The following is a 24,129-nucleotide window of genomic DNA, read 5'->3' on the forward strand; positions in this document are numbered from 1 at the left end:
CCTCATCATCAGAGTGTCTTTGAACATTGGCGGCGGCATGCCTATGATGGCGCCGGGAGGATCACGCGGTGCTGAATCAGAAGGTTCGAATTCTGATCGTCGAGGACGATCCGGATATGGCGGAACTTATCTCCGATCTCGTCGAGGCCGAGGGGTGGATTCCGACCTGCGCGGGATCCGCCGAAGAGGCGACCGATATTCTGGCACGAGAGCAGATGCATCTGGTGCTGGTCGACCATAACCTGCCGCGGACATCCGGCCGGGCTTTCGCCCAAAAACTGCGGTCGGATGCCAATATCGGTATCGTCATGGTGACGGCAGCCGGCAGTGCCGCCGATCGTGTTCTCGGCCTGGAAACCGCTGCGGATGACTATGTCGTCAAGCCGTTCGAACCGATCGAACTGACGGCCCGCATCAAAGCTGTCTTGCGGCGAACCGTGCCCTCACTGAAACAGGAAAAGGAGAGTGAGCGGGAGCACGAACGTCCCTCTCTGCTGCTTGGCGATTGGGCCATCGACCTGATGGGCCGGCAAGCCGTCTGCCTCGCCGACCGCAGCAAAACGCTGACGACGGCCGAATTCGCCCTGCTTGAAATCCTTGCGCAGACCCCCAACCAGCCGGTGAGCCGGGCGCAGATCCTCGAGCGGCTTGGCTCGGAAAGCGATCGCTACATCGACCGCAACGTCGACGTCCTGGTTCTGCGGCTCCGGCGGAAAATCGAACGCAATCCCGACCTCCCGCGCCATATCAAGACACGACGCGGAAAGGGCTATGTCCTGCACACCGGCGACGGCGAGCCGTCCGCGTGATCTGCCGCTCCTTTCTGTCGTCGATTGCCTTTCGCTTGCCGTTCGCGATTGCCTTTATCTGCTTCCTGGTGTTCAGCCTGTCGGCGATCGCGATCTACGGGCTGCAGCGCGCCCGTGACGAAATGGCAGCTTACGGCCTGCAGGCCTTCACGAGCCTCGCCAAGGCCTCGCTCGTTTCCCGGCAAGTCTCCGATCTGGTGTCGAGCGCGCCCTTCCTGATGAACTCGACCTCGCCATACCGGGTGGCGAGCGAGAGCCGCGCTGTCGTGCTGCAGGTCGACAGCCTGCTGAAGACGGCCGCGCCTCACGGAGCAAGCGAGGCTGCCCGCGGCTTTGCGAGCCCGAGGATGATTGAGCTTCTCGATCTTATCAGGACACAGACGCTTGTGCTTGCCAGGGATGCCGACGCCGCCCAGAATCACAAGGCTGAAGCTGCCGTGGCGCTGGGGGAGGTCGCGACCGGGAAAGGCATCGTCGATCAGGATCTGCGCCGTCAAGTGAATGGAATCGTGCAAGCGGCTTCCACCTCCGACAGTCTTTTCCAGCTCGGTGAACTTCGCAGACGATACGTGGCGGATACGACGGCCGCGCAGGGGAAAACCGAGGCCGCCGAGCTTCAGCCGTATGAGCGCGTGTTCGAAGCTCAGACACGATATCTCTTGAACATGTTCGCCATCCGGGCGGCGGTCGCAAAGCTGCATGCCGTCTCCCGCGACCTCTCCCATGCAACGGAGACGCAAAGTGATGCAGTTGCACGCCAGCTGAACGACGATCTGCTTTCGACCTCCGATGCTTTGAGCCGGCTTCTGGTAACCGTAGGCTTGGCTTTCCTGCTCGTGCTCATCATGGCGATTTTCTCCATTCGGTCGGTCATGCGTGTGTCACGGGGCATCGTGGCGCTGTCGAACGGCATGAATGCGCTCGCCAAGGGCGAGAACGAAGTGGGTCCGCCAGCCTACCGTGGAAATGAAACCGAGCTTGTGCGTCTGCTGGACGCCTTCCGCGCCTTCAAGGACAGCGTGGATCGTGTGTCTCGATTGAGACGCACGGCAGAAGCCGCCGCTCGCACCATCCGTTCAACCTTTCGCAATATGAACGAGGGGATTGCGCTTTTCGACAGGATCGGGCGACCGATCACCATGAACAGGCGGATCATCGAACTGTTCGGCCATTCGGGTTCCGCGCGCAAATTGCCGCTGCGCCGGTTTGTCGAGCCGGTGCCGGAGATCGATCCCGCCCTGCTGCCCTCCGATCCGGAGCGCGGCACTCTGTCGGAACGCGCAGTCGTCCGCCATCGCACCGGCGACCAGCGGGTGATCGAGATCTCCATGTCACGACAGCCGGAGGGCGGCATCGTTCTTCTAGCACGCGACGTCACGCTGATGGATCGGCAGGAGGCAGAAGCGGCAAAGGTTCAGCGACTGGACGGCATCATGCGCATGACGCATCAGGTGAGCCACGAAGTGGGCAACATGATCGGCATCATCACCGGCAGCCTCGGCCTTCTCGAGCGTGAAACCGGCTTCAACGATCGGCAAAAACGCAACATTGCGCGAATTCGCAAGGCTGCCGAGCGAGGACGGTCGCTGGCCGGCAGCATGCTGTCGATCGGCAGCCAGCAGCCGTTCTATCCAAGCCCCGTGGATGTCGCCAGCCTCCTTCGTGGAATGGCCGATATCCTGGAGATCGCCATCGGCGCAAAGTGCCATATCAAGCTGGACCTGGATGCCGGACTGCCGGTCGTATCGCTCGACGCGGCCCTCTTGGAGCAGTCCGTTCTGAACCTCTGTCTCAACGCTTCGGCAGCGATGCCGACGGGAGGCGTCATCGCTATCGGTGCAACGGCAAAGGAAGACAAATTGCTGATCTCGGTGACCGACAGCGGTATAGGCATGAGCCCAGAGGTCGTAGACAAAGCTTTCGAACCCTATTTCACCACACGAGGCGGACATGGCGGAGCAGGGCTTGGTCTGGCCATGGTTTACGGCTTCGTCCGTCAGAGCGGCGGAGAGGCATCCATCTATTCCTCTCTCGGGCACGGAACGACCGTCAAGCTTGGCTTCCCGACCGATTTGCGCTAGTTCGCATCGCCGGCGAAAGTCCGCGCGAGCAGGACTGCTTTGAGAATGCCGGCCGCGACTAATTCACCCGGCGTGCCGAACAGCAGGAGGGCGATGACAAAGTTCACCCAGCCCCGACGCTCACCCAGCATGGCGAACGCTAATCGTGCAGAATGTCATGCGAAGCCGAGCGGCAGGTTCTCCAGTTTCCTGTCGGAGCCGTAATCGCGCTCATGTGACGAGCGGCGGCCGCCGCTGCGGCGGGAGGAAAGGTCGATACGGTTTTCGGCGAAGATTCCATCGGCATAGGTGCCGGTATCAGGGCAATCGACGTCGATCTCAGGAGCAAAGATTTTCAGGATCATCGGGGTTCCTCCACGGCGGAGCATCAACACGCGGAAAGGCCGCGTGGTTCCAATTATAGAAGCTGAATTATTAATAAATTAACCATAAATTCCGGCCGAGGCTCAGCCGCTGCACCTCCGGCGCAAGATGCACTCCGATTGAAATGGTATCGTCGCTGGAACTCCTGATGCCGCCCGCCGTTGATCCGGCATGAACACAGGAGGTTTCCATGCAGTTGATCGATACACGCGTGACACAGTCCGGCGACTTCTTCACCGTCGAATTCCTGGGCGAGGGCGGCGAATCGGTTTCCGTCAAAATCGATAACTCCCATGGCGAGCTCGACGCCTCGACGGTGCTCGACCACGCCAAGGTGATGATGGTTCAGCTGACCGCCTTTCCGGGCCGCGGCGCAGACGGCAGCATCAACCGTTACGACGCCTTGAGCAACGGCAACTTCGACGAAGGCAGCAAGGGTTTGAAAGGCCAGCCGAGTGCGCGTTCGACCCATGACAGCGAAACGCTGGAAGAGGAGCTGAACGAAGGCCTGGAAGATAGCTTTCCGGCAAGCGACCCCGTTTCGGCAACGGTTTCGTCTATTCCCGCCACCGCGCCGAGGCACTGATCGCCGCAGACCCTGCCGCTGGCCGCCCCCATTCTCGGGGGCGGTCTGCGCCTGCATGACGGATTGATGTCAAAACTGAAAAACAGCTGAAAACCGCGGATGTCTGATTGACATGCGAGCCTTCTAGAGAGGGTCCGAGAAGGGAGCGTCCGTGACGCGCTTCCCAGGTCTCGGAGACGCGCCCTCATGAAAATCATTCAGATCACCGACACCCATTTCAGCCCGAACAAGCCGCATTTCAACGGCAATTGGGCGCCGCTTCTGAGCTGGATCGAAGCGACCGGCGCCGATCTGATCGTCCATACCGGTGATCTCACCGTCGACGGCGCCGACAAGGACGAGGACATCACCTTCTCGATGGATCTGATGCGGCAAGTGTCGATCCCGATGCTGATCGTGCCCGGCAATCACGATGTCGGCCATCTCAAGGGGTCCGACCAGCCGGTCAACGCCGAGCGGCTGGCCCGTTGGCGCAGCCTTGCCGGTGACGATCGCTGGCTGGAGGATGCGGCCGGCTGGCGCTTCATAGGCCTGAATTCGCTGCTTCTCGGTCATGAGGATGAGGAGGAAGAGGCGCAGTTCGAATGGCTCGCCAAGGCGCTCGAAGACCGGGCAGGGCGGCGCGTGGCTCTCTTCGCGCACAAGCCGCTGTTCGTCGATGCACCCGACGAAGGCGATACCGGCTACTGGAGCGTTCGCCCGGCTCAGCGCCGGCGGCTTTATGATCTGATAGCAGCCCATGACGTGGCGCTGTTTGCCAGCGGGCACCTTCACTGGGCCTGGCAGGGTCGTTTCGACAGCACCCAGCTGACCTGGGGCCCGTCGGCTGCCTTCATCATCGACAAGATGGAGCGCGAGATGCCGGGCGAGCGCCTGATCGGCGCCGTCGTCCACGAGTTCGATACATCGGTCGAAAGCCAGATCGTCGCCGTTCCCGGGATGACCGCGCATGTGCTCGACGATGTCGTGCTCGAGGTCTATCCGCAGGCGGTCAAGCCGCGCGAGGCTGTCGAATGAGCGCGCTCTCGCTTCGCGGCATCACCAAGGCCTTCGGCGGCAACCAGATCCTCAACGGCGTCAGCCTCGATGTCGGGGCCGGTGAATTCATCGCCCTGGTCGGCCCCTCCGGCTGCGGCAAGAGCACGCTCTTGCGCGTCCTTGCCGGCCTCGACCACGCCGATAGCGGCGAGATCCTGATCGGCGGTAAAGATATGTCCGGTGTGGCGGCCGCCGAGCGCAACATCGCCATGGTCTTTCAGTCCTACGCGCTCTATCCGCATCTGACGGCGTCTCAGAATATCGCCGTGCCGCTGTCGATGCGCCGGCTCTCAAGGATGCAGCGGCTGCCTTTCATCGGATCGCTGATACCCGGCCAGCGCGCCATCCGTGCGGCGATCGCCCGCGACGTCCGCGATATGGCGACCTCGCTGAAGATCGACCATCTGCTCGACCGCAAACCCGGCCAGATGTCGGGCGGCCAGCGCCAGCGCGTGGCGCTCGCTCGGGCCATGGTGCGCCAGCCGAGCATCTTCCTGATGGATGAGCCGCTGTCCAACCTCGACGCCAACCTGCGTGTCCACGCCCGCGGCGAAATCGTCGACCTGCATCGCCGCGCCGGCGTGCCGACGCTCTATGTCACCCATGACCAGGCGGAAGCACTGTCGATGGCGGATCGCGTCGCGGTGATGATGGGCGGCCGATTGCTGCAGATCGCAAGTCCTCAGCTCATCTACGACGATCCCGCCCATATCGAGGTCGCCCGCTTCATCGGCCAGCCGCGCATCAACCTGCTTCCGGCCTTTGCCGAAGGCGGCGTCGTTCTCTGCGGCGGCCTGCGGCTGACGCTTGAAAATGCACCCGCCGGGAAGATGCCGGTCACGCTCGCCATTCGCCCCGAATTCGTCTTTCTCGCCAAGAGCCGGCATGACGGCCTTGCCGCCCGGATCGAACGCGTCGAATTCCTGGGGTCCGAGGTTATCCTCCATTGCCGGCTCGACGCGATCGGTGAGACCGTCATCGCCAAGGTACAGCCGTCCGAAGCCTCCGGGCTTGCGGCCGGCGATGCCGTGGGACTGCGATTGTCGCCCGGCCGGACGCTGATCTTTGCCGAGGACGGCAGCCGGCTGGCCGGCTTCGTCGCCGGCGGCGATGCCGGGCTCAGCTCTGCTGATGCCGGGCTCAGCAACGCTGATGCCCTGCTCAGCGCTGCGGATGCCGGGCTCGCTGGCGCTTCCGATGCCCAGCGGGAGAGGGCGCATGGCTAGTATCGCCTCCCTGGCCATCCCCGATAATTCCGCCCTTGCTCATCGCCGCAGCGAGGCCCGCATCGCCTGGGTGCTGGTGCTGCCGGCGATGATCCTGCTTTTTCTCTTCGTGCTGTTGCCCGTCGCGGCTGTCGTTGTGCTCGGCTTTACCGATTTCGAACTCGGTTACGGCAAGTTCCGTTTCGTCGGATTCGAGAATTACGCGTATCTGATCACCGACCGCACATTTCGCAAATCGCTCTGGAATACGACGGTCTATACGGCGATCGTGGCGCCGGTCTCGATCCTGCTCGGCCTCGGCATCGCCATGCTGATCGAGAGCGAGACCGCGGCCCGCAGCTTCTTCCGCACCGCCTATTTCCTGCCGGTCGCCTCGCTGATCGTCGCCATGGCGACCGTCTGGCAATATATGTTCCACCCGACGATCGGCCCACTCAACGCGCTGCTGTCACTCGTCGGTCTGGCCGGCCCGAACTGGCTCGGCAGCTCCGGCACCGTGCTTTACAGCCTGTCGATCATCGGCGTCTGGCAATCGGCCGGCTTCAACATGGTGCTGTTTCTGGCCGGTCTGACGGCGATCCCGCGGGAGCTTTACGCAGCGGCCGAAGTGGACGGCGCCAGATCCGCCTTCGATCGCTTCCTGCTGGTCACCTGGCCGATGCTCGGGCCGACGACGCTATTCGTCATCACCATTAGCATCACCAATGCGGTCAAGGTCTTCGAGACTGTCAAAACGCTGACCGAGGGCGGCCCGAACAAGGCGTCTGAAGTGCTGCTCTTCACGATCTACCAGGAGGGTTTCGTCTACCTACGCGTCGGTTACGCCTCGGCGATGACCGTAGTCTTCCTGCTGATCCTCGTGGTGCTGATGTTCCTGCAATACCGCATTCTCGATCGCCGGGTGCATTACACATGACGAGCGCATTTTCCCTTGGCAGGATCATCCGCCTGACGCTGCTTTCGCTGGGCGCAATCATCTTCCTGTCGCCCTACGTCTTCATGATCTCGGCGGCGGGCAAGACGCAGAGCGACATCTTTACCTCGTCGCTGTCGCTCATCCCGGCGCATCTCGCCTATGCCGAGAATTTCGCCAAGGCCTTGAGCCGGGTGCCGATGGCGCGGCTCCTGTGGAACGGCGTTGTCGTCTGCGGGCTGATCTTCTTCTTTCAGGTGCTGGTGGCCATCCCCTGCGCCTATGCCATGGCGAAGCTGCGTTTCGGCGCGGCGCGGGCCATGATGGTGCTGGTCATGCTCGGACTTCTCGTGCCGATCCATGCGACCGCGCTGCCGCTTTATGTCGCCTTCGACCGCGCCGCGCTGCTCAACAGCTATGCCGCCCTGGTCGCGCCTTTTACGATTTCGGTCTTCGCGATCTTCATGTTCCTGCAGTTCTTCCGTGCCATGCCCGACGATCTCATCCATGCCGCCCGTCTCGACGGCATGTCGGAGCTCGGCATCGTCGCCCGCGTCATCGTGCCGAATGCCTGGCCGGCGGTCACCGCCTTCGCGATCTTCTCGGTCGTCGCCCATTGGAACGATCTCTACTGGCCGCTGATCGTCATCAGCAAGCAGGACTATGCCACGCCGCCGCTCGGCCTGATGTATTTCCGCGCCGCCGAGGCCGGCGACGACTACGGCGCGCTGATGGCGGCGACCCTGATCATTACCCTTCCTCTCGTCGCCGCCTTCCTGCTTGCGCAGAAGCGTTTCGTCGAGGGCATCACCATGACCGGTCTCAAAGGCTGACCGGCTTCAACCAGGAGAACGAGCGATGAAACATATCACCCAGCTTCTCGCCGCAGCGGCCGTATCGATGGCAATCGCGCTTCCCGCGCATGCCGAGACGACGCTGACGGTTCACTACCCGATGCCGGGTTTCTTCAAGGACGTGATGGACACGATCTCGAAGAAGTTCATGGCTGAGAACCCCGATATCAAGATCCAGTTCGCCAGCCCCTCGGCCACCTATGAAGAAGGCATCCAGACGATCCTTCGCCAGGCCGGCACCAGCGAAATGCCCGATATCACCTTCATCGGCCTGAACCGCCTGCGCATGCTCGACGAACGCGATGTCGCCGTCGACCTCGGCCCGCTCGTCAAGAAGGACGGCAACATGGCCGAGCAGGGCTTCTCCGACACGATCCTCAAGCTCGCCCAGGTCAAGGGCAAGCAGGTTGGCCTCGCTTTCGCGACCTCCAACCCGATCATGTATTACAACGCCGATCTCGTGAAGGCGGCCGGCGGCGATCCCGACAATCCGCCGAAGACCTGGGATGAGGTCATTGCGCTCGGCGGCAAGATCAAGGCGCTCGGCAACGGCGTCGACGGCATCGATTTCCGCTGGCAGGGCGACGACTGGATGTTTTCGGCGCTGCTCTTCGGCGCCGGCGGCAAGATGCTGAGCGATGACGAAAGCAAGGTCGCCTTCAACGGTCCGGAAGGTCAGAAGGCCGTCGAGGTCCTGCATCGTCTGGTCACCGAGGGCGGCATGCCCGTCTTCACCAAGCCCGCCGGCGAACAGGCTTTCGCCGCCGGCAAGGTCGGTTTCGAATTCCAGACCACAGGCGCTCTGCGCAACACGATCAAGAATGTCGGCAACAAATTCGATCTGCGCACCGCCAAGATCCCGCTGATCGATCCGGTGAACGGCCGCCTTCCCACAGGCGGTAATGCCGTCGTCATCCTGACCCATGACGCCGCCAAGCAGGACGCCGCCTGGAAGTTCGCCAAGTTCGCCGCCGGCCCTTACGGCGCCTCGGTCGTCGTGCCCGGCACCGGTTATGTCCCGAACAACGAGCTTGCCGCCAAGTCGCCCGAATATCTCGGCGATTTCTACAAGCAGAACCCGCTGTTCCAGGCGGGCCTCAGCCAGATGCCGGTCATGATCCCCTGGTATGCCTTCCCCGGCTCCAACGGTGTCAAGGTCACCCAGACGATCGTCGACAATCTTTCGCGCATCGTCGACCAGTCGGCCGAGCCGAAGGAAGCGCTCGACGATGCAGCCGCCGATGTCGAAGGCATGCTGCCGCGCAGCTGATCGTTTTCCGCGTCAGAAGAAGGAGCCGCCACGCCGAGCGCGCGGCGGCCCTTTATATCAGGGTGGTTCAGATGGCGCGCACCGTGCCGCCGCGGCGCAGCGTATAGGCGACGTCGAGGTGGCGGGCAGGGGCGGCATTCTCTGCCATGTCGAGCAGCAGCGAGGCGGCCGTCGCGCCCATGCTGGCATCCGGCATTTCGATGGTTGTCAGCGGCGGATCGATCAGCCGGCCGATGGCGATGCCGTCGAAGCCGGCGACCGAAACATCCCCCGGCATCGAAAGCCCCTCGCGCTTCAGCGCGCCGATGACGCCGAGCGCCAGAAGATCGTTGGAGGCGATGATCGCCGTCGGCGAAAGCGAGGTCATCGCCGCACTGAGATCGAGCTGGTCATAGCCGCCGACGAAGGAGATCTGAATAGCGTCGAGCGGCGTCAGGCCGTTCTCGGCCATGGCGTCGAGGTAGCCCTGGTAGCGAAGACGAGCACGATCGGAGGCGGCGAAATTGCCGGAGAGAAAGAGAATGTGGCGGTGGCCCATGCCGATCAGGAACGTCGTGATCTCCCGGCCGGCGCCGCGATTATCGGCGGTGACGGCCGCCGGAAACTGAGCCGTCGGCAGGTTGTTGAGAAGCACGGTCGGCGGCAGCTTGGGGAGCAGCGCCTCGCTCGTCGAGGGGTCGCAGACGGTGAGGATCAGCCCTGTCGGCCGGTCATTCAGAAGTGCGGCGACGGCATCGGCCTCGCGTGCCGGATCGTAATTCGACTGGGCGATCAATACCCCATGGCCGGCGACCAGCATGCGGTTCTGGATGCTCGACAGCGACGAGGCAAAGACCGGATTGGTGATGCTCGGGATCAAGACGCCGATTACCGGCCTGCGCCCGAGGCGCCCGACAGCATGGCCGGCCGAGCGATAACCGAGTTCGGCGGCGGCACGGCGCCTTGCGCACCATCAGATCGCTGGCCGGTCCGTTGCGATTGAGAACCCGGCTTGCCGTCGCCAGCGAACATCCTGCCCGGAATGCGACTTGCTGCAATGTCGCCATCGAATGCGCCCTCCTGGTCACAGCGTCGAAGCGCAATCTTTTAGTCGGGCTCGATGACAGTGATCTGACAATTGACGAGGTGTGGGGAATTCATCGGGAATGACGACGGAAGCAAGATCATAAGATTTAAATATCAACAGCCTATACAATAATTCTAAGATTTCTATGGAGCTCCCGCGAGCTCTAACCCGAATTATCTGCGTCTTATCCATTCACACATGGAAGTTGAAGCAATATGCAACTTATGGAATGGTCGGGTCAAAGTCGTTTCCTCTCTTCATGCTCATCGCCTGGATAAGAATGTCTCCCAATCAAATGGAATGCGCCGCCGCTTGGCGGTTTCTCGCGACGGTCTCCCTTGTCGCAATTTTCGCATCGCCGGCCTATGCCGACACGCCGTCCACCCCCTGGCCGCAAACGCAAAGCGACATTCAAGCCGATTCCAATGTCCATTTCGGCCTGCTCGCCAATGGCATGCGCTTTGCAATCATGCGCAACGCCACGCCATCAGGACAGGCAGCGATCCGCTTTCGCATCGGCTCCGGCTCACTGGAGGAAAACGACGACCAGCAGGGCCTGGCGCATGTTCTCGAGCACATGGCCTTCAAGGGTTCGACGCATGTCGCCGAAGGGGAGATGATCCGTATCCTGCAGCGCAAGGGCCTGGCCTTTGGACCGGACACCAACGCCCATACCTCTTATGACGAGACTGTCTATGCACTCGATTTACCCGAGGTCGATCCAGAGACGCTTTCCACGGGCCTGATGCTGATGCGAGAAACGGCGAGCGAGCTGACCCTCGATGCCGGCGCCCTCGATCGCGAGCGCGGCGTCATCCTGTCGGAAGAGCGGCTGCGCGATACACCGCAGTACCGCGCGGGGCTCGCAATCATGAATTCATTGCTCGCCGGCCGGCGCGTGACCATGCGCCCGCCGATCGGTAAAGCCGATATTATCAGCAATGCGCCTGTGGACCTCGTCCGCGATTACTATCGGGCCAATTACCGGCCCGATCGGGCGACGCTGATCGTGGTGGGCGATATCGACCCCGCTGCCATGGAAATCGAAATCCGGCAGCGCTTCGGCGACTGGAAGGCCATAGGACCGACGCCTGCAAGTCAGGATACCGGCGCGCTGCGGACGAAAGGCGAAAGCGCGGACGTCGTCGTCGTTCCCGGCGGCATGACCAGCGTCCAGATCGCCTGGACGCGTCCCTATGACGCGGCGCCCGACACCTTGGGCAAGCGCCGCACCCAGCTTATTGAAGATCTCGGTCTGATGGTGCTCAAACGCCGGGTCAGCACCATCGCCAGCAAGGCGGACGCGCCTTTCATCAGCGCCGGCGTCGGCTCCCAGGATCTCCTCGATTCCGCTCACGTCGTCCTGGTCACGGCGAATTCCGAACCGGACAAATGGCAGGCGGCACTCGGGGCCATTGACCAGGAACAGCGTCGTATTCAACAGTTCGGCGTTGCCCAGGCTGAGATCGATCGCGAAATCCTCGAATATCGCTCGGCCCTGAAGGCTGCTGCCGCCGGAGCCGCGACGCGCACGACCACCGACATCGCTTCCGCGCTGGCTGGCAGCATCGATGACAATCAGGTCTTCACGTCGCCTGCCGACGACCTCTCGCTGTTCGAGAGGGTGACGAACGGCGTCACCGCGGCCGAGGTCAATCAGGCCCTGCAGCGTGCTTTCTCCGGCAATGGTCCGCAGATCGTGCTCCAGACCGCCCAATCGCCGCAGGGCGGAGCCGACGCGCTCCGGCAGGTCTATCACGCTTCCAAGGCGATTGCCGTCTCGGCGCCGTCCAGTGCAGCCGATGTCGCCTGGCCCTACACCCATTTCGGCGCGCCGGGCGCTGTGGTCGAACGCCGCGCCGTCGAAGATCTCGGCCTGACCATGGTGCGCTTTTCCAACGGCGTACGGCTTACCGTCAAGCCAACCAAGCTGCGCGCCAATGAAGTGCTGGTGCGCGAGGATATCGGCCGCGGCCGGCTGGACTTGCCGCATGACCGTCCCCTCCCGATCTGGGCATCGCCGGCGGTCGCGCTGTCCGGCGTGAAGGCCATGGACTACCAGGATATCCAGAAGGCGCTGACCGCCAACATCGTCGGCCTCGACGTCTCGGTAGGCGACAGCTCCTTGAAGTTCGACGGTCGTACGCGGACTGAGGATCTGGCGACGCAATTGCAACTCATGTCGGCATACACCTCCGATCCCGCATACCGCCCCGAGGCGTTCAAGCGGGTGCAGCAGGCCTATTTGAGCGGCCTCGATCAGTATGAGGCCACCCCTGGCGGCGTTGTCAGCCGTAACCTCGGAGGTCTCGTCCACTCCGGCGACCCGCGCTGGACCTTTCCCGATCGCGCCCAGTTGTCCGCCGCCAAGCCGGGCGATTTCGAGGCGCTGTTCCGGCCGGTGGTGTCCAATGGCCCGATCGATATCACCATCGTCGGCGATGTGACGGTGGACGACGCCATCCGGCTGACAGCTGAAACATTCGGCGCTTTGCCGCCACGCCCGGAGGCGGCGGCGAGCAATGATTGGGGTAACGTGCGTTTTCCGGCGGCCACCGAGAAGCCCGTTCTGCAGACCCATAAGGGAAGGGCAGATAGCGCCGCCGCCGTCGTCGGGGCTCCCATCGGCGATTTGCTCTCCGATCTCCCGCGCTCCTTCACAGCCAATGTTGTCACCCAGATTTTCCAGAATAGGCTGACCGACCAGTTTCGCATTGCAGAAGGGGCAAGCTACGCGCTGGAGGGCGACGTTAATCTGTCGAGGGAAATTCCCGGCTATGGCTACGCCTATTTCTATGTCGAGACGGATCCGACAAAGCTCGCGCGCTTCTATGCACTTGTCGACGAGATCGCCAATGATCTCAGGTCGCATGATGTCTCCGCCGACGAGCTCGCACGCGCTCGCGAACCCATCATCGAGACGTTGAAGCACCAGCGGCAGGGCAACGAATACTGGATTGAATATCTGCGCGGCGCCCAGACGGATCCGCGTCGTTTGGACCGCATACGCGGCAATCTCAGCGGCTACGACGAGGTTACGGCCTCAACTATCCGCGAATTCGCCACAACCTATTTCAGCCCGGAAAAATTCTGGAAATTCGAAGTGCTGCCGGCGGTCGTAAGGTAGTGTCTCGAACCGAAGCCCCTTAAATTGGACGGTGCCGGGGAGGAGACACCGTCCCGGCCGTTGAGCAGCAGCTCAGGCGCGGCGTTTGACCACCCGCATGTTCATCTCCGAGCGAAGCGTGAAGCCTTGCGCCTTGTAGAGGGAAATGGCGGAGGTGTTCCCCGCATAGACATGCAGATAGGCCGTGTCGCCGCTGGAAGCGATTTCGCCGGCAACGAAACGGAACAGCAGGGTGCCGAGGCCACGCCCTTGGAATTCGGGATGGGTGCAAAGCCCACTCAATTCGATGAAACCGGTCTGCCGCATACGCTGCCCGGCCATCGCCACCAGACGGCCCTCATGCCTGATCCCCCAGAAGCTGCCGAGGCTCTGGGCGCGCAGGGTGAACGGCCCGGGTCTGGTCAAGCTCGCCAGATCAAGCATGTCGGCGGCGTCGGCCTCGGTCAGCGGCTCAATGCGGGAATCCGAAATCCTCTCATGAGGCCGCTCGGCAACCATTTGGGTCACCGGCGCCTCCATGACGACGGCAAGACCCGCTGGAATGCCGATCGGCCCGGCCTCGACGAGAAACATCTTCTCTTCCGCCGACGGCAGCTTCTCCAGGGCATCGAGGCTCTCAGGGCTATCGTCGGCAGAGGCAGCGAAGGGGACGATGGAGGGCGGGTATCGCCGTGCGTAGCTGTTGCCTTCGGCAAGAGCGGCATGCGTGGTTTTGAGCGCGCTCCAGATCGGCCGGTCAAGCACGTGATTCATCGTCTTTCTCTCCCTATTGCGCGTTGGAAAGGGCGTGCGGACCTGTAACCGTGCTCCGGCGTATGAGCGGCAGTGCCGCAAGCCCGTCTTCGATGGCGGCGAGTTGCTCGAGGATCGGTCCGTCGAGGTCGCCGCAGAGATCCGCAACCGCAGCCGCAACGCGCGGCCAGATGGTTGCCTTCGAATGATCGACGAGTTCCTGTCCCTTGTCGGATAGCGACACCAATCTGCGGCGCTGATCGTCCGGCGCCGGCTGCATATCGACGAAGCCGAGTTCGAGAAGCTGCCCGATGGTCCGCGTCGCGCCGGGCTGGGTGATGCCCACCGCCTGCGCAAGCTCGCCGATCGTCAGCGGCCCGGCCCGGTCGATCGCTGCGAGGAATGGATACTGACCTGCCTGGATGCCGACGCCGGCCTCGTCGATGACCTGCTGCGTATCGGCTTGCAGTCTCTCGCCGATGCGACGCAACCGGCTGCCCAGGCACAAAAAGCCAAGCGTTCGCACCACATCTTCGACCATTCAATCTCTCCAATTCCATAGAATGTTATATAACATGTTATATATTTAGTAGCGGGCGAAATTCAAGAGTAGGGATCTCGCGGCCGGAGGGACTTATCGAAGGCACGCGAGGTCCTTTATTGCTCACGCCGTCTCGCGGCCAACAGAGAAATCGCCAGGACACAACTGAGTAGGGCGAGGGACGACGGCAACCCCTGATGTCCGACCAGCTGCATTGCCAGTCCGGCCGCGGGCGAGCCCGCCATGCCGCCGATGCCCCATGCGAAGGCGAAGGCCGCATTGCCGGCGATCAGGGCTTGACCGTTGAAACGCTCGCCGAGCTGGATCAGCGACATGGTGTAGAGCCCGAACGAGACGCCGCCCCAGATGAAAACGAGCGGCCAGATGAGCCAGGTGGTGAAGGTTGACGCCAGCAGCAGGCAGCCTGAAAGACAAGTGAGGACGCAGAACAACATGGTCCGCGTTGCGCCGAACCGTTCCGCCACGCGCCCGAGCAGGATCTGCAGCGCGGCATTGCCGGCAACGAAACAGGTGATCAGCGAAGCGATGCGGCTTTCGGTACTGCCGAGTGCCGCGCCATAGACGGCAAGCAGGGAGAGCAGGATCTGCTCGAAGGCGGCGGCGGTGAAAACCGCAAACAGCAGCAGCGGCGCCCGCGAAAGGAAGCCGCCGACCGATATTGCTTCGCCTTCGCCGGGCATGTCAGGCAGGCGTTGGGCGACAACAAGCACGATCAGGCCGCAGCCAAGGAAGGCCCCAATGCCGATCAGGAAGGGTGCCCAGCCTTCCGTGCCACTGAGGCCGAGCGAGAGCGGACCGACGGCAAAGCCGGCCGAAACGATCGATGAATAGAGGCCCATGATGCGCCCCCGACGCGACGCCGGGGTGATCGAGATCAGCCAGGTTTCGCTGATGACATAGAGTGGATTGGCAAAGAAGCCGAGCAGGAAGCGCAGCGGCATCCAGGTCCAAACGTCCTGCCGCCCGGCAATCGCAATCAGGGTGAGGGCGGCGAGGATCGAACAGAGGATCGCAAGCCGCGCTGCGCCCACCAGCCGCGAGAGTGCCGGAATGACGGGTGCCGATATGATGAAACCCAAGGGCGTCATCGCTGCCGACAGACCGATCAGGCCAGAGGCCGTTCCGTGCCGCTCCAGGATGAAGCTCAGCAGCGGATAGGTCAGCCCCTGCGCCACGGCAAACACCGTGACGGTCGCGATGATGCCTGCCATCGCGGCCCAGGGGCTCCGATCGTCTCGTTGTGATGTCGTGCTTGCAGCAGTCATGCAGATTTCCTCGTCAGTCGGCATGGGGTGACGGGGCAGAGGCCCCGCCCGAAAGAGGATGGAATTCTGCGGAACAGGAGGAGCGGCGTAATTAAGCCGCTCCAAAAAGTTCTCAAAAACTTCCAAACGGACTATAGATCCGCTCTATGCAGGGATTGCTCTTTGCCTTTGGTCCGTTCGTGCTTGATCCGGATGCGGGAACGCTCCTTCGGAATGATGAACCCGTTGCCATTGGCCACCGCGGGCTGAAGCTACTTGCGGCGCTCGTCGCGCGATCCGGCGAAATCCTTGCCAAGACCGAGCTGATGGACGCGGCTTGGCCGGGCATGGCGGTCGAGGAAGGCAACCTCACCGTCCAGATCGCGCAGCTGCGCAAGCTGCTCGGCGCAGCCGCCGGCGGCGGCGAATGGATTGCAACGGTTCCGCGCGTCGGCTACCGCTTCACGGGCGCCATGCAGCGGCTGAGCGGCGTGAAGCGAAAGGCCTTGCCGCTGCCGGACAAGCCGTCGATCGCCGTACTGCCCTTCCTGAACATCGGCAACGATCCCGAACAGGAATCTTTCGTGGACGGGCTGACCGAAGACCTGATCACCGACCTGTCGAGAATGCCGGGTCTGTTCGTCATCGCCCGCAACTCTGCCTTCACCTATAAGGGCCGGGCGGTTGCCGTGCGGGAGATTGCCGAGGAGCTCGGCGTGCGATACCTGCTGGAGGGCAGCGCGAGGCGCGCCGCGGGGCGCGTGCGCGTCAACGCCAAGCTGGTCGACACTGTCAGCGGTACTCATTTGTGGGCGGAACGCTTCGATCGCAGCCTGGACGATATTTTCGTCGTTCAGGACGAGGTGACCGCCAGGATCGTCGAGGCGCTGCTCGGCCGGCTGCGTACCCCGCCGCCGCGCCGGCGGCCTAGAAGTCTTGAGGCCTACGATCTCTGCGTGCGGGCGCGCAAGCTGATGGATGATTCCCCGCAGGCGGCTGAGGAGGCGCATCTGATGCTGACCCGCGCAGTCGCCCTCGACCCCGAATATGCCGCGGCCTATCGCTGGTTGGCCATGAACCACTGGATGGGATGGGTTCATAGCGGCGGGCCGACGGAAGCGACCCGCCGCATCGCCTTGCAACTGGCGCGCAAGGCCGTTACGATCGACCCCAACGATGCCGGCTGCCGCTGGGTCTTGGCTTACCTTCTTGCCTATGAACGCGATTTTGCCGCGGCGGATGCGGAGTTCGCCAAGGCGATCGAACTTGACCCGAACGAGGCCGATACCTTTGCGGCATTATCCGACGTTACCGTCCTAGCAGGGCGGGTCGAGGAGGGGCTTGAGCAGATTCGCAAGGCGTTCCGGCTGAACCCGTTTCCGGCAAGCTGGTATTATTTGGCGCTCGGCCAGGCACAATATGCGGCCGGGCAATATGCAGCCGCCGTCGAGACGCTGCGCCGCGACGAAACCTATCGCACAAGCTCGCGCCGTTTCCTGGCGGCAAGCCTTGCTCAGCTCGGCCGGCTCGACGAGGCGCAGGCGGAGACCGAACTCTTCCTTGTCGCCAACCCCGGCTTTTCTATCCGCCATTGGGCGGCGACCGAACCATTTCGTGACGCTCGCACGCTTGACCATTTCGTGGAGGGCTACCGCAAGGCCGGTCTTCCGGATTAATCCGCCGCAGCACTTGCGGCCGGCAAGCGTGCCATGGCGATGGCACGGCGATGGCGGGATCGCGACAAGAGCCCGCCCGGCACGCTTTCACCGATCGCGGGCGCCGGCTTCGCATTCCGGATCAGGCGAGTTAGACCGCCGCTTCAGACCGCCATATTCGCCGCCGCCGACATCACTTCCCGCGGCGCGGGAACGCCGAACATATGGCGGCCGGCCTCCTCGACTTCGGTGAAGCACCAGCGCACGACGCCATCACGATCGAGCAGGAATTCGCCGACAAGCTGGCCTTCGCCGGGGGAGATCATCCGCTTGTCATCATCGGTCATCTCATAGCCGTCAGCCTTGTCGAGAAATTCCATCGCGGCGATCGGGTTCATCGGTTCGGGAAGCTCGCCCGGCATATCGACGCGCATCGACATCACCGTGTCCATGCTGACCTTGTGCGGCCACTCGTTTTCCGTCTCGGTGAATTGAAGGCGCGGCAGGCCGAAGGCGCGATGCGACACCCGTTCGGGGTCGGAGGCCGCCAGCAGGTTGGGAAGCGGGTGGTAGCGGAAATAAAGGCGGGCTCGCTCGATCGGGGTATTGACGACCGTCAGGCTGTCGATGCCTTTCTCCTGCAATGCATCGGTCAGTTCAGCCATGGCGGCGATCTGCCTGCGGCAGAAGGGGCAGTGCAGTCCGCGGAACAGGCCGACGAGCAGCGGCTTCTGGCCGCGAAAGTCGTCGATGGCGATCTTGCCCTGGCGGGTGATCGCATCCAGCACGACGTTGGGCGCGCGATCTCCAGGCTGTAATGGTCTATCGGCGTGGTTCTCCTGCATTGTTCGTTCCTCCCTTTATGCGTTTGAATCGCTTAATCTATTCGACATTGCGCGATCATTGCGATGCGAACCCTTCAGTCGAGAAACGGCAAGACGACGAGGGTGCCTGGATCGAGGTTGTGGCGGATGCACACATCCTGTGCCAGCGTGAAATACCGTTCCGCTTCGTCCATATCGTCATGTTCGAGGCTCAGCGTCGCCAAGCCATCATAACACGGAAAGAGCAATTGCGGCTCGTCAATTTCCTTAGCAACCTCAAGAGCTTCTTCGTAATACTTACGAGCTAGCTTCGGCTGTCCGTGGCATTGATGAATCTGGCCGAGCACGATCAGCGGCACGGACAAATGATCGCGCTGATCGAGCGCCCGGTCGATTTCGACTGCCTTTTCCGCCGCCGGCACGCCTTCGGCAGCACAGCGATCGGTGAAGGTGCAGCAGGACACTGCGAGGTTGGCGAGAAGGCGCGCCTGGAAGCCGAGATCGCCGATACGGGTCGCGACCTCCAGCCCACGGCGGCAGACCGTGATGGCGTTGGCCGGATCGACGATCGTGTAGAGAACGCCGAGATTGGAATAGGCGCGGCAGGCGGCACTTTGCAGATCGGCCTTTTCGGCGACCGAGAGGCTGCGTTCCACTTCCTGCACGGCATCGCGCCGGCGTCCGAGCCGTGCGAGCGCTGCACCCTTGGTGTTCAACGCTTCGGCCATCGCCCGGGCAGCCTCGCGGCCGGCCTCGGTCGTTCCGTCGATCGGCAGCGTTTGCAGGCATTGCAGCGCCTGTGTCGCCCACTCGGCGGCGGCGGCCTGATCACCCATGCGGAAGGAGAGATGACCGCGCTCCTGCAGCAGGTGGGCATGTTCGACCGGCGCATCGATCGCAGCGATCATCGCTTCCGCCGCGGCGCAATGCGTCTCCGCCTGGTCGCGGCGCCCCGCATCGAGATGCAGGCGGCCGATCTTTCGCAATATCCTTGCTGCGGCAATCCGGTCGTCGTTGGCGCGGTGGATCGCAAGCGCCTGCTGATAATGGGTCAGGGCATCGTCGCGGCGACCGGCAGGGCCGCAGAGATCGGCAAGGCGCTCCAGCAGTGCCAATTGCTCCGGCGTCACCTCCGGCTCGTCTGCGAAGGCCGCGAGAGCTTGACGATAGAGGCGCATTGCATCGTCATTGGCATAGGTCTTGCGCGCTTGATCGCCCGCCGCCATCAGGTAGGCGGCGCCCTTGGCGTTGTCGGTGGTCAGGCTGAAGTGATGGCCGAGTTGCGCCAGATGCTCGGGACGCTCGGGCGCCAGGCCATATTGGCGCTCCAGAACCCGGCCGATCCTGCCATGGAGCTCCATGCGCCGTTGCAGCAACAGGTTCTGATAGATGACGTCGTGCATCAGTGTCTGGCTGAAGCGATAGCCAGGCGACCCGCCGGCATCGGGGCCGCGCAATTCCTCGACGATATTGGCATCGCAGAGATAGTCCAGTGCGGCATCGATGCCGGCCGGATCGGTGGCGACGGCGCGGAGCAGGGCGGTATCAAATTTCGGGCCGACCACCGCTGCCTCCTGCGCCAACCGCCTGATCTCCTGCGGCAGACGATCGACGCGGGCCAGCAACAAGGCTTGCAGGTTCACCGGGATGGCGACATCCGTGTCGTCCGCCGCAACATGCCAGCGCTCACCGTCATGACGCAACGTGCCCATGTCGATCAGTCCACGCAGGATTTCTTCGATGAAGAGCGGGTTGCCGCCGGCGCGGTCGAGGATGCGTTTGCGCATTGCGATCGGCAGCTTGCCATGGGCCTCGCCAAAAAAGGCGGCAAGCAGCCTCTGCCCGTCGGCCGCGGCGAGTGGGCCAAGACGCTGCACGGTGACGTTGACGCGATTGGAGTTCAGCGGGTCGGTCTGCGCCGTCGGCCGGTAGATCACAAGCAGCATCAGCCGGCTGCGCTCCAGCCGGTCCATCATGAAGCGAAGCACTTCCAGCGAAGCCGCGTCCGCCCAATGCAGATCCTCGATGACGAGCAGGAGAGGGCCTTGCGCCAGCCGCCGCTCGAAGACGGTGCGGATCGCGTAGAAGATCTGCCGCCGCAACTGCTCCGGCTCGATGTGCCGCAACGCGCCATCGGGATCACCGAGGCCGAGCACATGCAGAAAAAGCGGCAGGAGCCCATCAACATCGTCCTGCGTCAGATCGAGTGCGCGAAACCCCGTCGTCAACAGCTGTCGTGTCCTGTCGCGATCGTCGCGCTCGCCGATCCCGTAGGCGCTTCGTACGACCGCGGCGAGGGTGCCGTAGGATTGTTCGCCAAGGGGAGAGCAGGTGGCTTTACGGATGGCAAGGCCGGGGAAACGGGTCGTATCCGCGGCGATCCCGACGAATTCAGTGGCCAGCCGCGATTTGCCGATGCCGGCTTCGCCGATCAGGCGGACGAGCTGCGCCGCACCGTCGCAAGCGAGATCGAGGCAGGTGAGCAGCCGCGACAATTCCGCATCCCGTCCGATCATCGGCGCCTGAAGGCCGAAACTTTCGAGCCCGCGCGCCGTATGCGGCGTTTCCAGCAGCCCGGTCAGCCGATGGACGAGAACGTTTCCGCTCTTGCCGCGCAAGGTCTGCGCGCCGAGACTGTCGAAGGCAAAGGCGTGGCGGGTGAGGCGATAGGTCAGCGGACCGACAAGAATATCGTTTTCGCCGGCCATGGATTGCAGCCGTTGGGCCGTGTTCACCGTATCACCGGTCACGGAATAGGATTTGGCGCCGACCGCGCCGAAGCCGCCGGTAACGACAGGGCCGCTGTTGATGCCGATATGCAGGCGCAGCGGCACGCCGGCGCGCGACTGCCAGCGCGTGCCGACCGCGGCGGCCCGGTCGATCATATCAAGTGCGGCGCCAAGCGCCCGCACCGGATCGTCCTCATGGGCAACCGGCGCGCCGAACAGCGCCAGAAGGGCGTCGCCGACGAACTTGTCGACGAATCCGCCATAGGCTTCCACCGCCCGGGTCATCTCTTCGAACAATTCGTTCTGCAGCACCCGCATGGTTTCGGGGTCGATCTGCTCGCTCAGCGTGGTGAATCCACAGAGATCGGCGAAGAGCACCGTCACCGGCCGCCGGTCGGCATCGCCGTCGGATTTCGCCGGCACCAGCTCAATAGTCGGCTTCGGCGCAGGCGGGGCTTTACCTGAGATCGATGCACCGCATTTGGGGCAGAAGGCAAAATCGGGCTGACACGCATAGCCGCAGGCGGCGCAGGAGAGGGGTTGCCTTGCGCCGCATCGCGGACAGAAAGCAAAACCGCTCTGAATATCGAAACCGCAGCCGGCGCAGTCCATCGCTGGCATCTCACGAACCCGGTGCGCGACGGCTATATCAGCCGCAACCAACGGGCCTCAAACAGAAGACCAGCATGAACCTGTTGCCCCGTGCCCGCAAGCATCAAACAGGTGTTCAACGACGATCACCCGGGCTCTCTTGAGAGTCGCGTCGAAGGTAGCGACCTCACCTCGTCCCTGCCAGAAACTGGCGGAACCGCTCCGATTTCGGATGCGTGAAAAGCTCGGTGGGCTCCCCTGTTTCTTCGACAACGCCCCGGTGAAGGAAAACCACCTTGCTCGATACGTCTCGGGCGAAGGCCATTTCATGGGTTACAACCAGCATAGTCCGACCTTCTTCAGCAAGAGAGCGCATCACTTTCAGCACTTCGCCGACGAGTTCGGGATCAAGCGCCGAGGTCGGCTCGTCAAACAGCATCACCCTCGGCCGCTGTGCGAGAGCGCGGGCGATCGCAGCGCGTTGCTGCTGACCGCCAGACAAATGCGCAGGATAGAAATTTCGTTTTTCGGCGATGCCCACCCGTTCGAGCAGAGCTTCGGCCTCCGCAATACATTCCGCCCGGTTGCGCTTCTGCACGTGCACCGGCGCTTCGATCACGTTCTCGAGGATGGTCATATGCGACCAAAGGTTGAAATTCTGAAACACCATGCCGATGTGTTCGCGCATCCGGTCGACTTGCCTGCGGTCAGCCGGCACCGTTCTATGCCCCGATTTCTTCAAAGCGTACATTTTGCCCCCGATGCGAATTTCCCCGCTGTCGGGGATTTCGAGCATATTGAGGCATCTCAGCATCGTTGATTTGCCGGAGCCGGATGAGCCGAGGATGGAAATCACGTCCCCCTCATGCGCTTCAAGCGAAATCCCCTTCAGCACTTCCAGCGGGCCGAAGCATTTGCGGAGATCCTTGACCGAAACGGCAGCGCTTTTGTCCTTATTGTCGCTGACCAAAACTGTTCCCCTGTCAGACATGCACCCTCCCGTTTAAGATTGCAGCCGCATACGCATATGAGGCGAAAGCCAGAAATCGACCGCCATGAGCATCCGTGTGACGATGAAAATGATCGCGAGGTAGATCGCGCCGGCGACGATGAAGATCTCGAAAGCGCGGAAGCTGTCGGCGATCAGTTTTCCGGCCAGGCCGGTGACCTCCATAATCGTGATGACAGATGCGAGCGCTGTTGCTTTGATCATCAGGATGATCTCATTGCCGTAAGCGGGCAGCGCATGCCTGATGGCGATCGGCAGGATGATCCGCCTGAACAGAAGAACGCCCGACATGCCGCAAGCGCGAGCCGCCTCGATCTCCTGGGCGGAGACGGCCAGCAGTCCTCCACGGAAGATTTCGCTGCAGTAGGCGGCGGTATTCAGAGTGAGGGCGAGTACCGCACACCAGTAGGGTTCGCGAAAGAACCCCCAGACGCCGAGGTCCTGCAGGCCGTGTCTGAATTGGCCGAGACCATAATAGATCAGGAACATTTGGACGAGGAGCGGCGACCCTCTGAAGACGAAGACGTAGGCACGGGTTATGGTTCGGCCTATTTCACCGCCGGTCACGGCCAGGAGCGAGATCGCCAGTGCCAGCGCGCTGCCTGCCACGACCGACGTGACGGCGAGCTCAAGGGTCAGCGGCAAGCCGGTCAGAAGCGTGAGAAACGTATCCCACATAAAACCCAGATCCATCACAACGCTCTCCTTGTGCCCTGGGTCGTTCGCGCCTCCATGCGTCTGAACAGGATCGATGAGAGCCAGGTGATGACGAGATAAAGAACGACCGCCGTCAGGTAGAACTCGAACGGCCGGCGCGTCGATCCGGCCGCGATCTGCGATTGGCGCAGGAGTTCGACGAGACCCGTGACGGAGATCAATGCCGATTCCTTCAAGACGAGCTGCCAGGTGTTTCCGAGGCCCGGAATAGCGTAGCGCAGGACGAGGGGGGCGACGATGCGCCTGAATTTGGGCCATGGCCGCATGCCGACGGCGCTGGCGGCTTCGATTTCGCCGCGTGCAACGGACCTATAGGCCCCGCGAAATACCTCAGCCTGATAGGCCGCCGAAACCACGCCAAGCGCCAGGGTTCCGGTCAGAAATGCCGGCATTCCAATAAACCCTTGATAGCCGAACAGGCCGCCCAAGGATCCAAGGAATGCGCTGCCGCCGAAATAGAAAAGATAAATGACGAGAAGGTCGGGCACGCCACGCAGAACGGTCGTGTAGCAATCCGCAAGCCACCGGATGGTCAGGTGGCGGGACAACTGCATTAAGGTAATGACCATCCCGATCAACGTTCCGGTCAGGAAGCCGCATACGGACACACCGATTGTCATCGCTGCCGCAGTCAGTAGTAGCCAACCCCAACCCGTCTGCTCGAAGCCGACGAGAGCCAGGTAATTGTCGATAGGTGCCATGCGGGGACCCCTTGATAAAAGATCGGGTTGCG

General features: G+C 62.6%; 20 protein-coding genes and 1 pseudogene. 10 read left to right on the top strand and 11 right to left on the bottom strand.

Annotated features, from left to right (window positions below):
• Nucleotides 1-68: 68 nt before the first annotated feature.
• Complete coding sequence (locus tag CO655_RS25305) at nucleotides 69-809, top strand: response regulator transcription factor (protein WP_097607972.1); 741 nt, start codon at nucleotides 69-71, stop codon at nucleotides 807-809.
• Complete coding sequence (locus tag CO655_RS25310; RefSeq protein ID WP_010035244.1) at nucleotides 806-2,890, top strand: ATP-binding protein; 2,085 nt, start codon at nucleotides 806-808, stop codon at nucleotides 2,888-2,890. The genes CO655_RS25305 and CO655_RS25310 overlap by 4 nt, the downstream gene beginning before the upstream one ends.
• On the opposite strand, the gene CO655_RS34695 is transcribed toward CO655_RS25310, so the two are convergent.
• Both CO655_RS34695 and CO655_RS25315 read right to left on the bottom strand, forming a co-directional pair.
• A complete protein-coding gene (locus tag CO655_RS34695; RefSeq protein WP_010035242.1) occupies nucleotides 2,887-3,021 on the bottom strand; it encodes a hypothetical protein in 135 nt (44 codons plus the stop codon). The genes CO655_RS25310 and CO655_RS34695 overlap by 4 nt on opposite strands.
• 24 nt (nucleotides 3,022-3,045) lie before the next feature.
• Entirely contained in the window at nucleotides 3,046-3,234 is a 189-nt protein-coding gene (locus CO655_RS25315; RefSeq protein ID WP_010035239.1) for a hypothetical protein, read from the bottom strand.
• A gap of 209 nt (nucleotides 3,235-3,443) precedes the next feature.
• On the opposite strand from CO655_RS25315, the gene CO655_RS25320 reads away from it, so the two are divergent.
• The 6 genes from CO655_RS25320 (at nucleotide 3,444) to CO655_RS25345 (ending at nucleotide 9,140) form a co-directional block, all read left to right on the top strand.
• Nucleotides 3,444-3,839 carry a hypothetical protein gene (locus CO655_RS25320; RefSeq protein WP_010035230.1) on the top strand — a complete coding sequence of 132 codons (396 nt, stop codon included), beginning with the start codon at nucleotides 3,444-3,446 and terminating at the stop codon, nucleotides 3,837-3,839.
• 186 nt (nucleotides 3,840-4,025) lie between these two features.
• Entirely contained in the window at nucleotides 4,026-4,856 is an 831-nt protein-coding gene (locus CO655_RS25325) for a metallophosphoesterase (protein ID WP_097667268.1), read from the top strand.
• The gene (locus tag CO655_RS25330; protein ID WP_097667269.1) at nucleotides 4,853-6,103 is read left to right on the top strand and encodes an ABC transporter ATP-binding protein; all 1,251 of its coding nucleotides are present in this window, start codon (nucleotides 4,853-4,855) and stop codon (nucleotides 6,101-6,103) included. The genes CO655_RS25325 and CO655_RS25330 overlap by 4 nt, the downstream gene beginning before the upstream one ends.
• Nucleotides 6,096-7,019 carry a sugar ABC transporter permease gene (locus CO655_RS25335; RefSeq protein WP_097667270.1) on the top strand — a complete coding sequence of 308 codons (924 nt, stop codon included), beginning with the start codon at nucleotides 6,096-6,098 and terminating at the stop codon, nucleotides 7,017-7,019. Before CO655_RS25330 ends, CO655_RS25335 begins: the two co-directional genes overlap by 8 nt.
• Nucleotides 7,016-7,849 (top strand): carbohydrate ABC transporter permease, encoded by an 834-nt coding sequence (locus CO655_RS25340; protein WP_077993657.1) that lies wholly within the window; start codon nucleotides 7,016-7,018, stop codon nucleotides 7,847-7,849. Before CO655_RS25335 ends, CO655_RS25340 begins: the two co-directional genes overlap by 4 nt.
• A gap of 25 nt (nucleotides 7,850-7,874) precedes the next feature.
• Complete coding sequence (locus CO655_RS25345; RefSeq protein WP_097667271.1) at nucleotides 7,875-9,140, top strand: ABC transporter substrate-binding protein; 1,266 nt, start codon at nucleotides 7,875-7,877, stop codon at nucleotides 9,138-9,140.
• A 67-nt stretch (nucleotides 9,141-9,207) separates the two neighbouring features.
• Here the strand turns inward: CO655_RS25345 and CO655_RS25350 are convergent.
• Nucleotides 9,208-10,186 (bottom strand): annotated as a pseudogene (locus CO655_RS25350) (substrate-binding domain-containing protein).
• Nucleotides 10,187-10,486: 300 nt separating this feature from the next.
• Between CO655_RS25350 and CO655_RS25355 the strand changes: the two are divergent.
• Nucleotides 10,487-13,333 carry an insulinase family protein gene (locus CO655_RS25355; RefSeq protein ID WP_245423912.1) on the top strand — a complete coding sequence of 949 codons (2,847 nt, stop codon included), beginning with the start codon at nucleotides 10,487-10,489 and terminating at the stop codon, nucleotides 13,331-13,333.
• Between the two features lie 72 nt (nucleotides 13,334-13,405).
• Here CO655_RS25355 and CO655_RS25360 read toward each other — a convergent pair whose 3' ends face one another.
• The 3 genes from CO655_RS25360 to CO655_RS25370 form a co-directional block, all read right to left on the bottom strand.
• Nucleotides 13,406-14,086, bottom strand: coding sequence for a GNAT family N-acetyltransferase (locus CO655_RS25360; protein WP_010029396.1), 681 nt, complete (start codon nucleotides 14,084-14,086; stop codon nucleotides 13,406-13,408).
• Between the two features lie 13 nt (nucleotides 14,087-14,099).
• Nucleotides 14,100-14,606 (bottom strand): MarR family transcriptional regulator, encoded by a 507-nt coding sequence (locus tag CO655_RS25365; protein WP_097607966.1) that lies wholly within the window; start codon nucleotides 14,604-14,606, stop codon nucleotides 14,100-14,102.
• 116 nt (nucleotides 14,607-14,722) lie between these two features.
• Nucleotides 14,723-15,892, bottom strand: coding sequence for an MFS transporter (locus CO655_RS25370; protein WP_097667273.1), 1,170 nt, complete (start codon nucleotides 15,890-15,892; stop codon nucleotides 14,723-14,725).
• A gap of 146 nt (nucleotides 15,893-16,038) precedes the next feature.
• Between CO655_RS25370 and CO655_RS25375 the strand changes: the two genes are divergently transcribed.
• Nucleotides 16,039-17,547, top strand: coding sequence for a winged helix-turn-helix domain-containing protein (locus tag CO655_RS25375; RefSeq protein ID WP_097667274.1), 1,509 nt, complete (start codon nucleotides 16,039-16,041; stop codon nucleotides 17,545-17,547).
• Nucleotides 17,548-17,690: 143 nt separating this feature from the next.
• On the opposite strand, the gene CO655_RS25380 is transcribed toward CO655_RS25375, so the two are convergent.
• The 5 genes from CO655_RS25380 to CO655_RS25400 form a co-directional block, all read right to left on the bottom strand.
• Nucleotides 17,691-18,371: a peroxiredoxin-like family protein gene (locus tag CO655_RS25380; protein ID WP_097667275.1), complete on the bottom strand. Its 681-nt coding sequence runs from the start codon at nucleotides 18,369-18,371 to the stop codon at nucleotides 17,691-17,693.
• A gap of 74 nt (nucleotides 18,372-18,445) precedes the next feature.
• A complete protein-coding gene (locus CO655_RS25385; RefSeq protein WP_097667276.1) occupies nucleotides 18,446-21,691 on the bottom strand; it encodes an adenylate/guanylate cyclase domain-containing protein in 3,246 nt (1,081 codons plus the stop codon).
• Between the two features lie 166 nt (nucleotides 21,692-21,857).
• The gene (locus CO655_RS25390) at nucleotides 21,858-22,661 is read right to left on the bottom strand and encodes an ATP-binding cassette domain-containing protein (RefSeq protein ID WP_097667277.1); all 804 of its coding nucleotides are present in this window, start codon (nucleotides 22,659-22,661) and stop codon (nucleotides 21,858-21,860) included.
• A gap of 12 nt (nucleotides 22,662-22,673) precedes the next feature.
• Nucleotides 22,674-23,372: an ABC transporter permease subunit gene (locus tag CO655_RS25395; RefSeq protein WP_085742517.1), complete on the bottom strand. Its 699-nt coding sequence runs from the start codon at nucleotides 23,370-23,372 to the stop codon at nucleotides 22,674-22,676.
• A complete protein-coding gene (locus tag CO655_RS25400; RefSeq protein ID WP_097667278.1) occupies nucleotides 23,372-24,097 on the bottom strand; it encodes an ABC transporter permease subunit in 726 nt (241 codons plus the stop codon). Before CO655_RS25400 ends, CO655_RS25395 begins: the two co-directional genes overlap by 1 nt.
• Between the last annotated feature and the right edge of the window lie 32 nt (nucleotides 24,098-24,129).

The organism is Rhizobium sp. M1 (assembly GCF_002531805.1).
GTDB lineage: Bacteria > Pseudomonadota > Alphaproteobacteria > Rhizobiales > Rhizobiaceae > Rhizobium > Rhizobium etli_C.

What these genes read in the sequence shown, in the direction of transcription:
- CO655_RS25340 (WP_077993657.1), top strand. Translation starts at nt 7,016, where the DNA reads ATGACGAGCGCATTTTCCCTTGGCAGGATCATCCGCCTGACGCTGCTT.
- CO655_RS25355 (WP_245423912.1), top strand. Translation starts at nt 10,487, where the DNA reads ATGTCTCCCAATCAAATGGAATGCGCCGCCGCTTGGCGGTTTCTCGCG.
- CO655_RS25400 (WP_097667278.1), bottom strand. Translation starts at nt 24,097, where the DNA reads ATGGCACCTATCGACAATTACCTGGCTCTCGTCGGCTTCGAGCAGACG.
- CO655_RS25385 (WP_097667276.1), bottom strand. Translation starts at nt 21,691, where the DNA reads ATGGACTGCGCCGGCTGCGGTTTCGATATTCAGAGCGGTTTTGCTTTC.
- CO655_RS25365 (WP_097607966.1), bottom strand. Translation starts at nt 14,606, where the DNA reads ATGGTCGAAGATGTGGTGCGAACGCTTGGCTTTTTGTGCCTGGGCAGC.
- CO655_RS25380 (WP_097667275.1), bottom strand. Translation starts at nt 18,371, where the DNA reads ATGCAGGAGAACCACGCCGATAGACCATTACAGCCTGGAGATCGCGCG.
- CO655_RS25360 (WP_010029396.1), bottom strand. Translation starts at nt 14,086, where the DNA reads ATGAATCACGTGCTTGACCGGCCGATCTGGAGCGCGCTCAAAACCACG.
- CO655_RS25370 (WP_097667273.1), bottom strand. Translation starts at nt 15,892, where the DNA reads ATGACTGCTGCAAGCACGACATCACAACGAGACGATCGGAGCCCCTGG.
- CO655_RS25335 (WP_097667270.1), top strand. Translation starts at nt 6,096, where the DNA reads ATGGCTAGTATCGCCTCCCTGGCCATCCCCGATAATTCCGCCCTTGCT.
- CO655_RS25325 (WP_097667268.1), top strand. Translation starts at nt 4,026, where the DNA reads ATGAAAATCATTCAGATCACCGACACCCATTTCAGCCCGAACAAGCCG.
- CO655_RS25320 (WP_010035230.1), top strand. Translation starts at nt 3,444, where the DNA reads ATGCAGTTGATCGATACACGCGTGACACAGTCCGGCGACTTCTTCACC.
- CO655_RS25390 (WP_097667277.1), bottom strand. Translation starts at nt 22,661, where the DNA reads ATGTCTGACAGGGGAACAGTTTTGGTCAGCGACAATAAGGACAAAAGC.
- CO655_RS25375 (WP_097667274.1), top strand. Translation starts at nt 16,039, where the DNA reads ATGCAGGGATTGCTCTTTGCCTTTGGTCCGTTCGTGCTTGATCCGGAT.
- CO655_RS25395 (WP_085742517.1), bottom strand. Translation starts at nt 23,372, where the DNA reads ATGGATCTGGGTTTTATGTGGGATACGTTTCTCACGCTTCTGACCGGC.
- CO655_RS34695 (WP_010035242.1), bottom strand. Translation starts at nt 3,021, where the DNA reads ATGCTGGGTGAGCGTCGGGGCTGGGTGAACTTTGTCATCGCCCTCCTG.
- CO655_RS25330 (WP_097667269.1), top strand. Translation starts at nt 4,853, where the DNA reads ATGAGCGCGCTCTCGCTTCGCGGCATCACCAAGGCCTTCGGCGGCAAC.
- CO655_RS25345 (WP_097667271.1), top strand. Translation starts at nt 7,875, where the DNA reads ATGAAACATATCACCCAGCTTCTCGCCGCAGCGGCCGTATCGATGGCA.
- CO655_RS25315 (WP_010035239.1), bottom strand. Translation starts at nt 3,234, where the DNA reads ATGATCCTGAAAATCTTTGCTCCTGAGATCGACGTCGATTGCCCTGAT.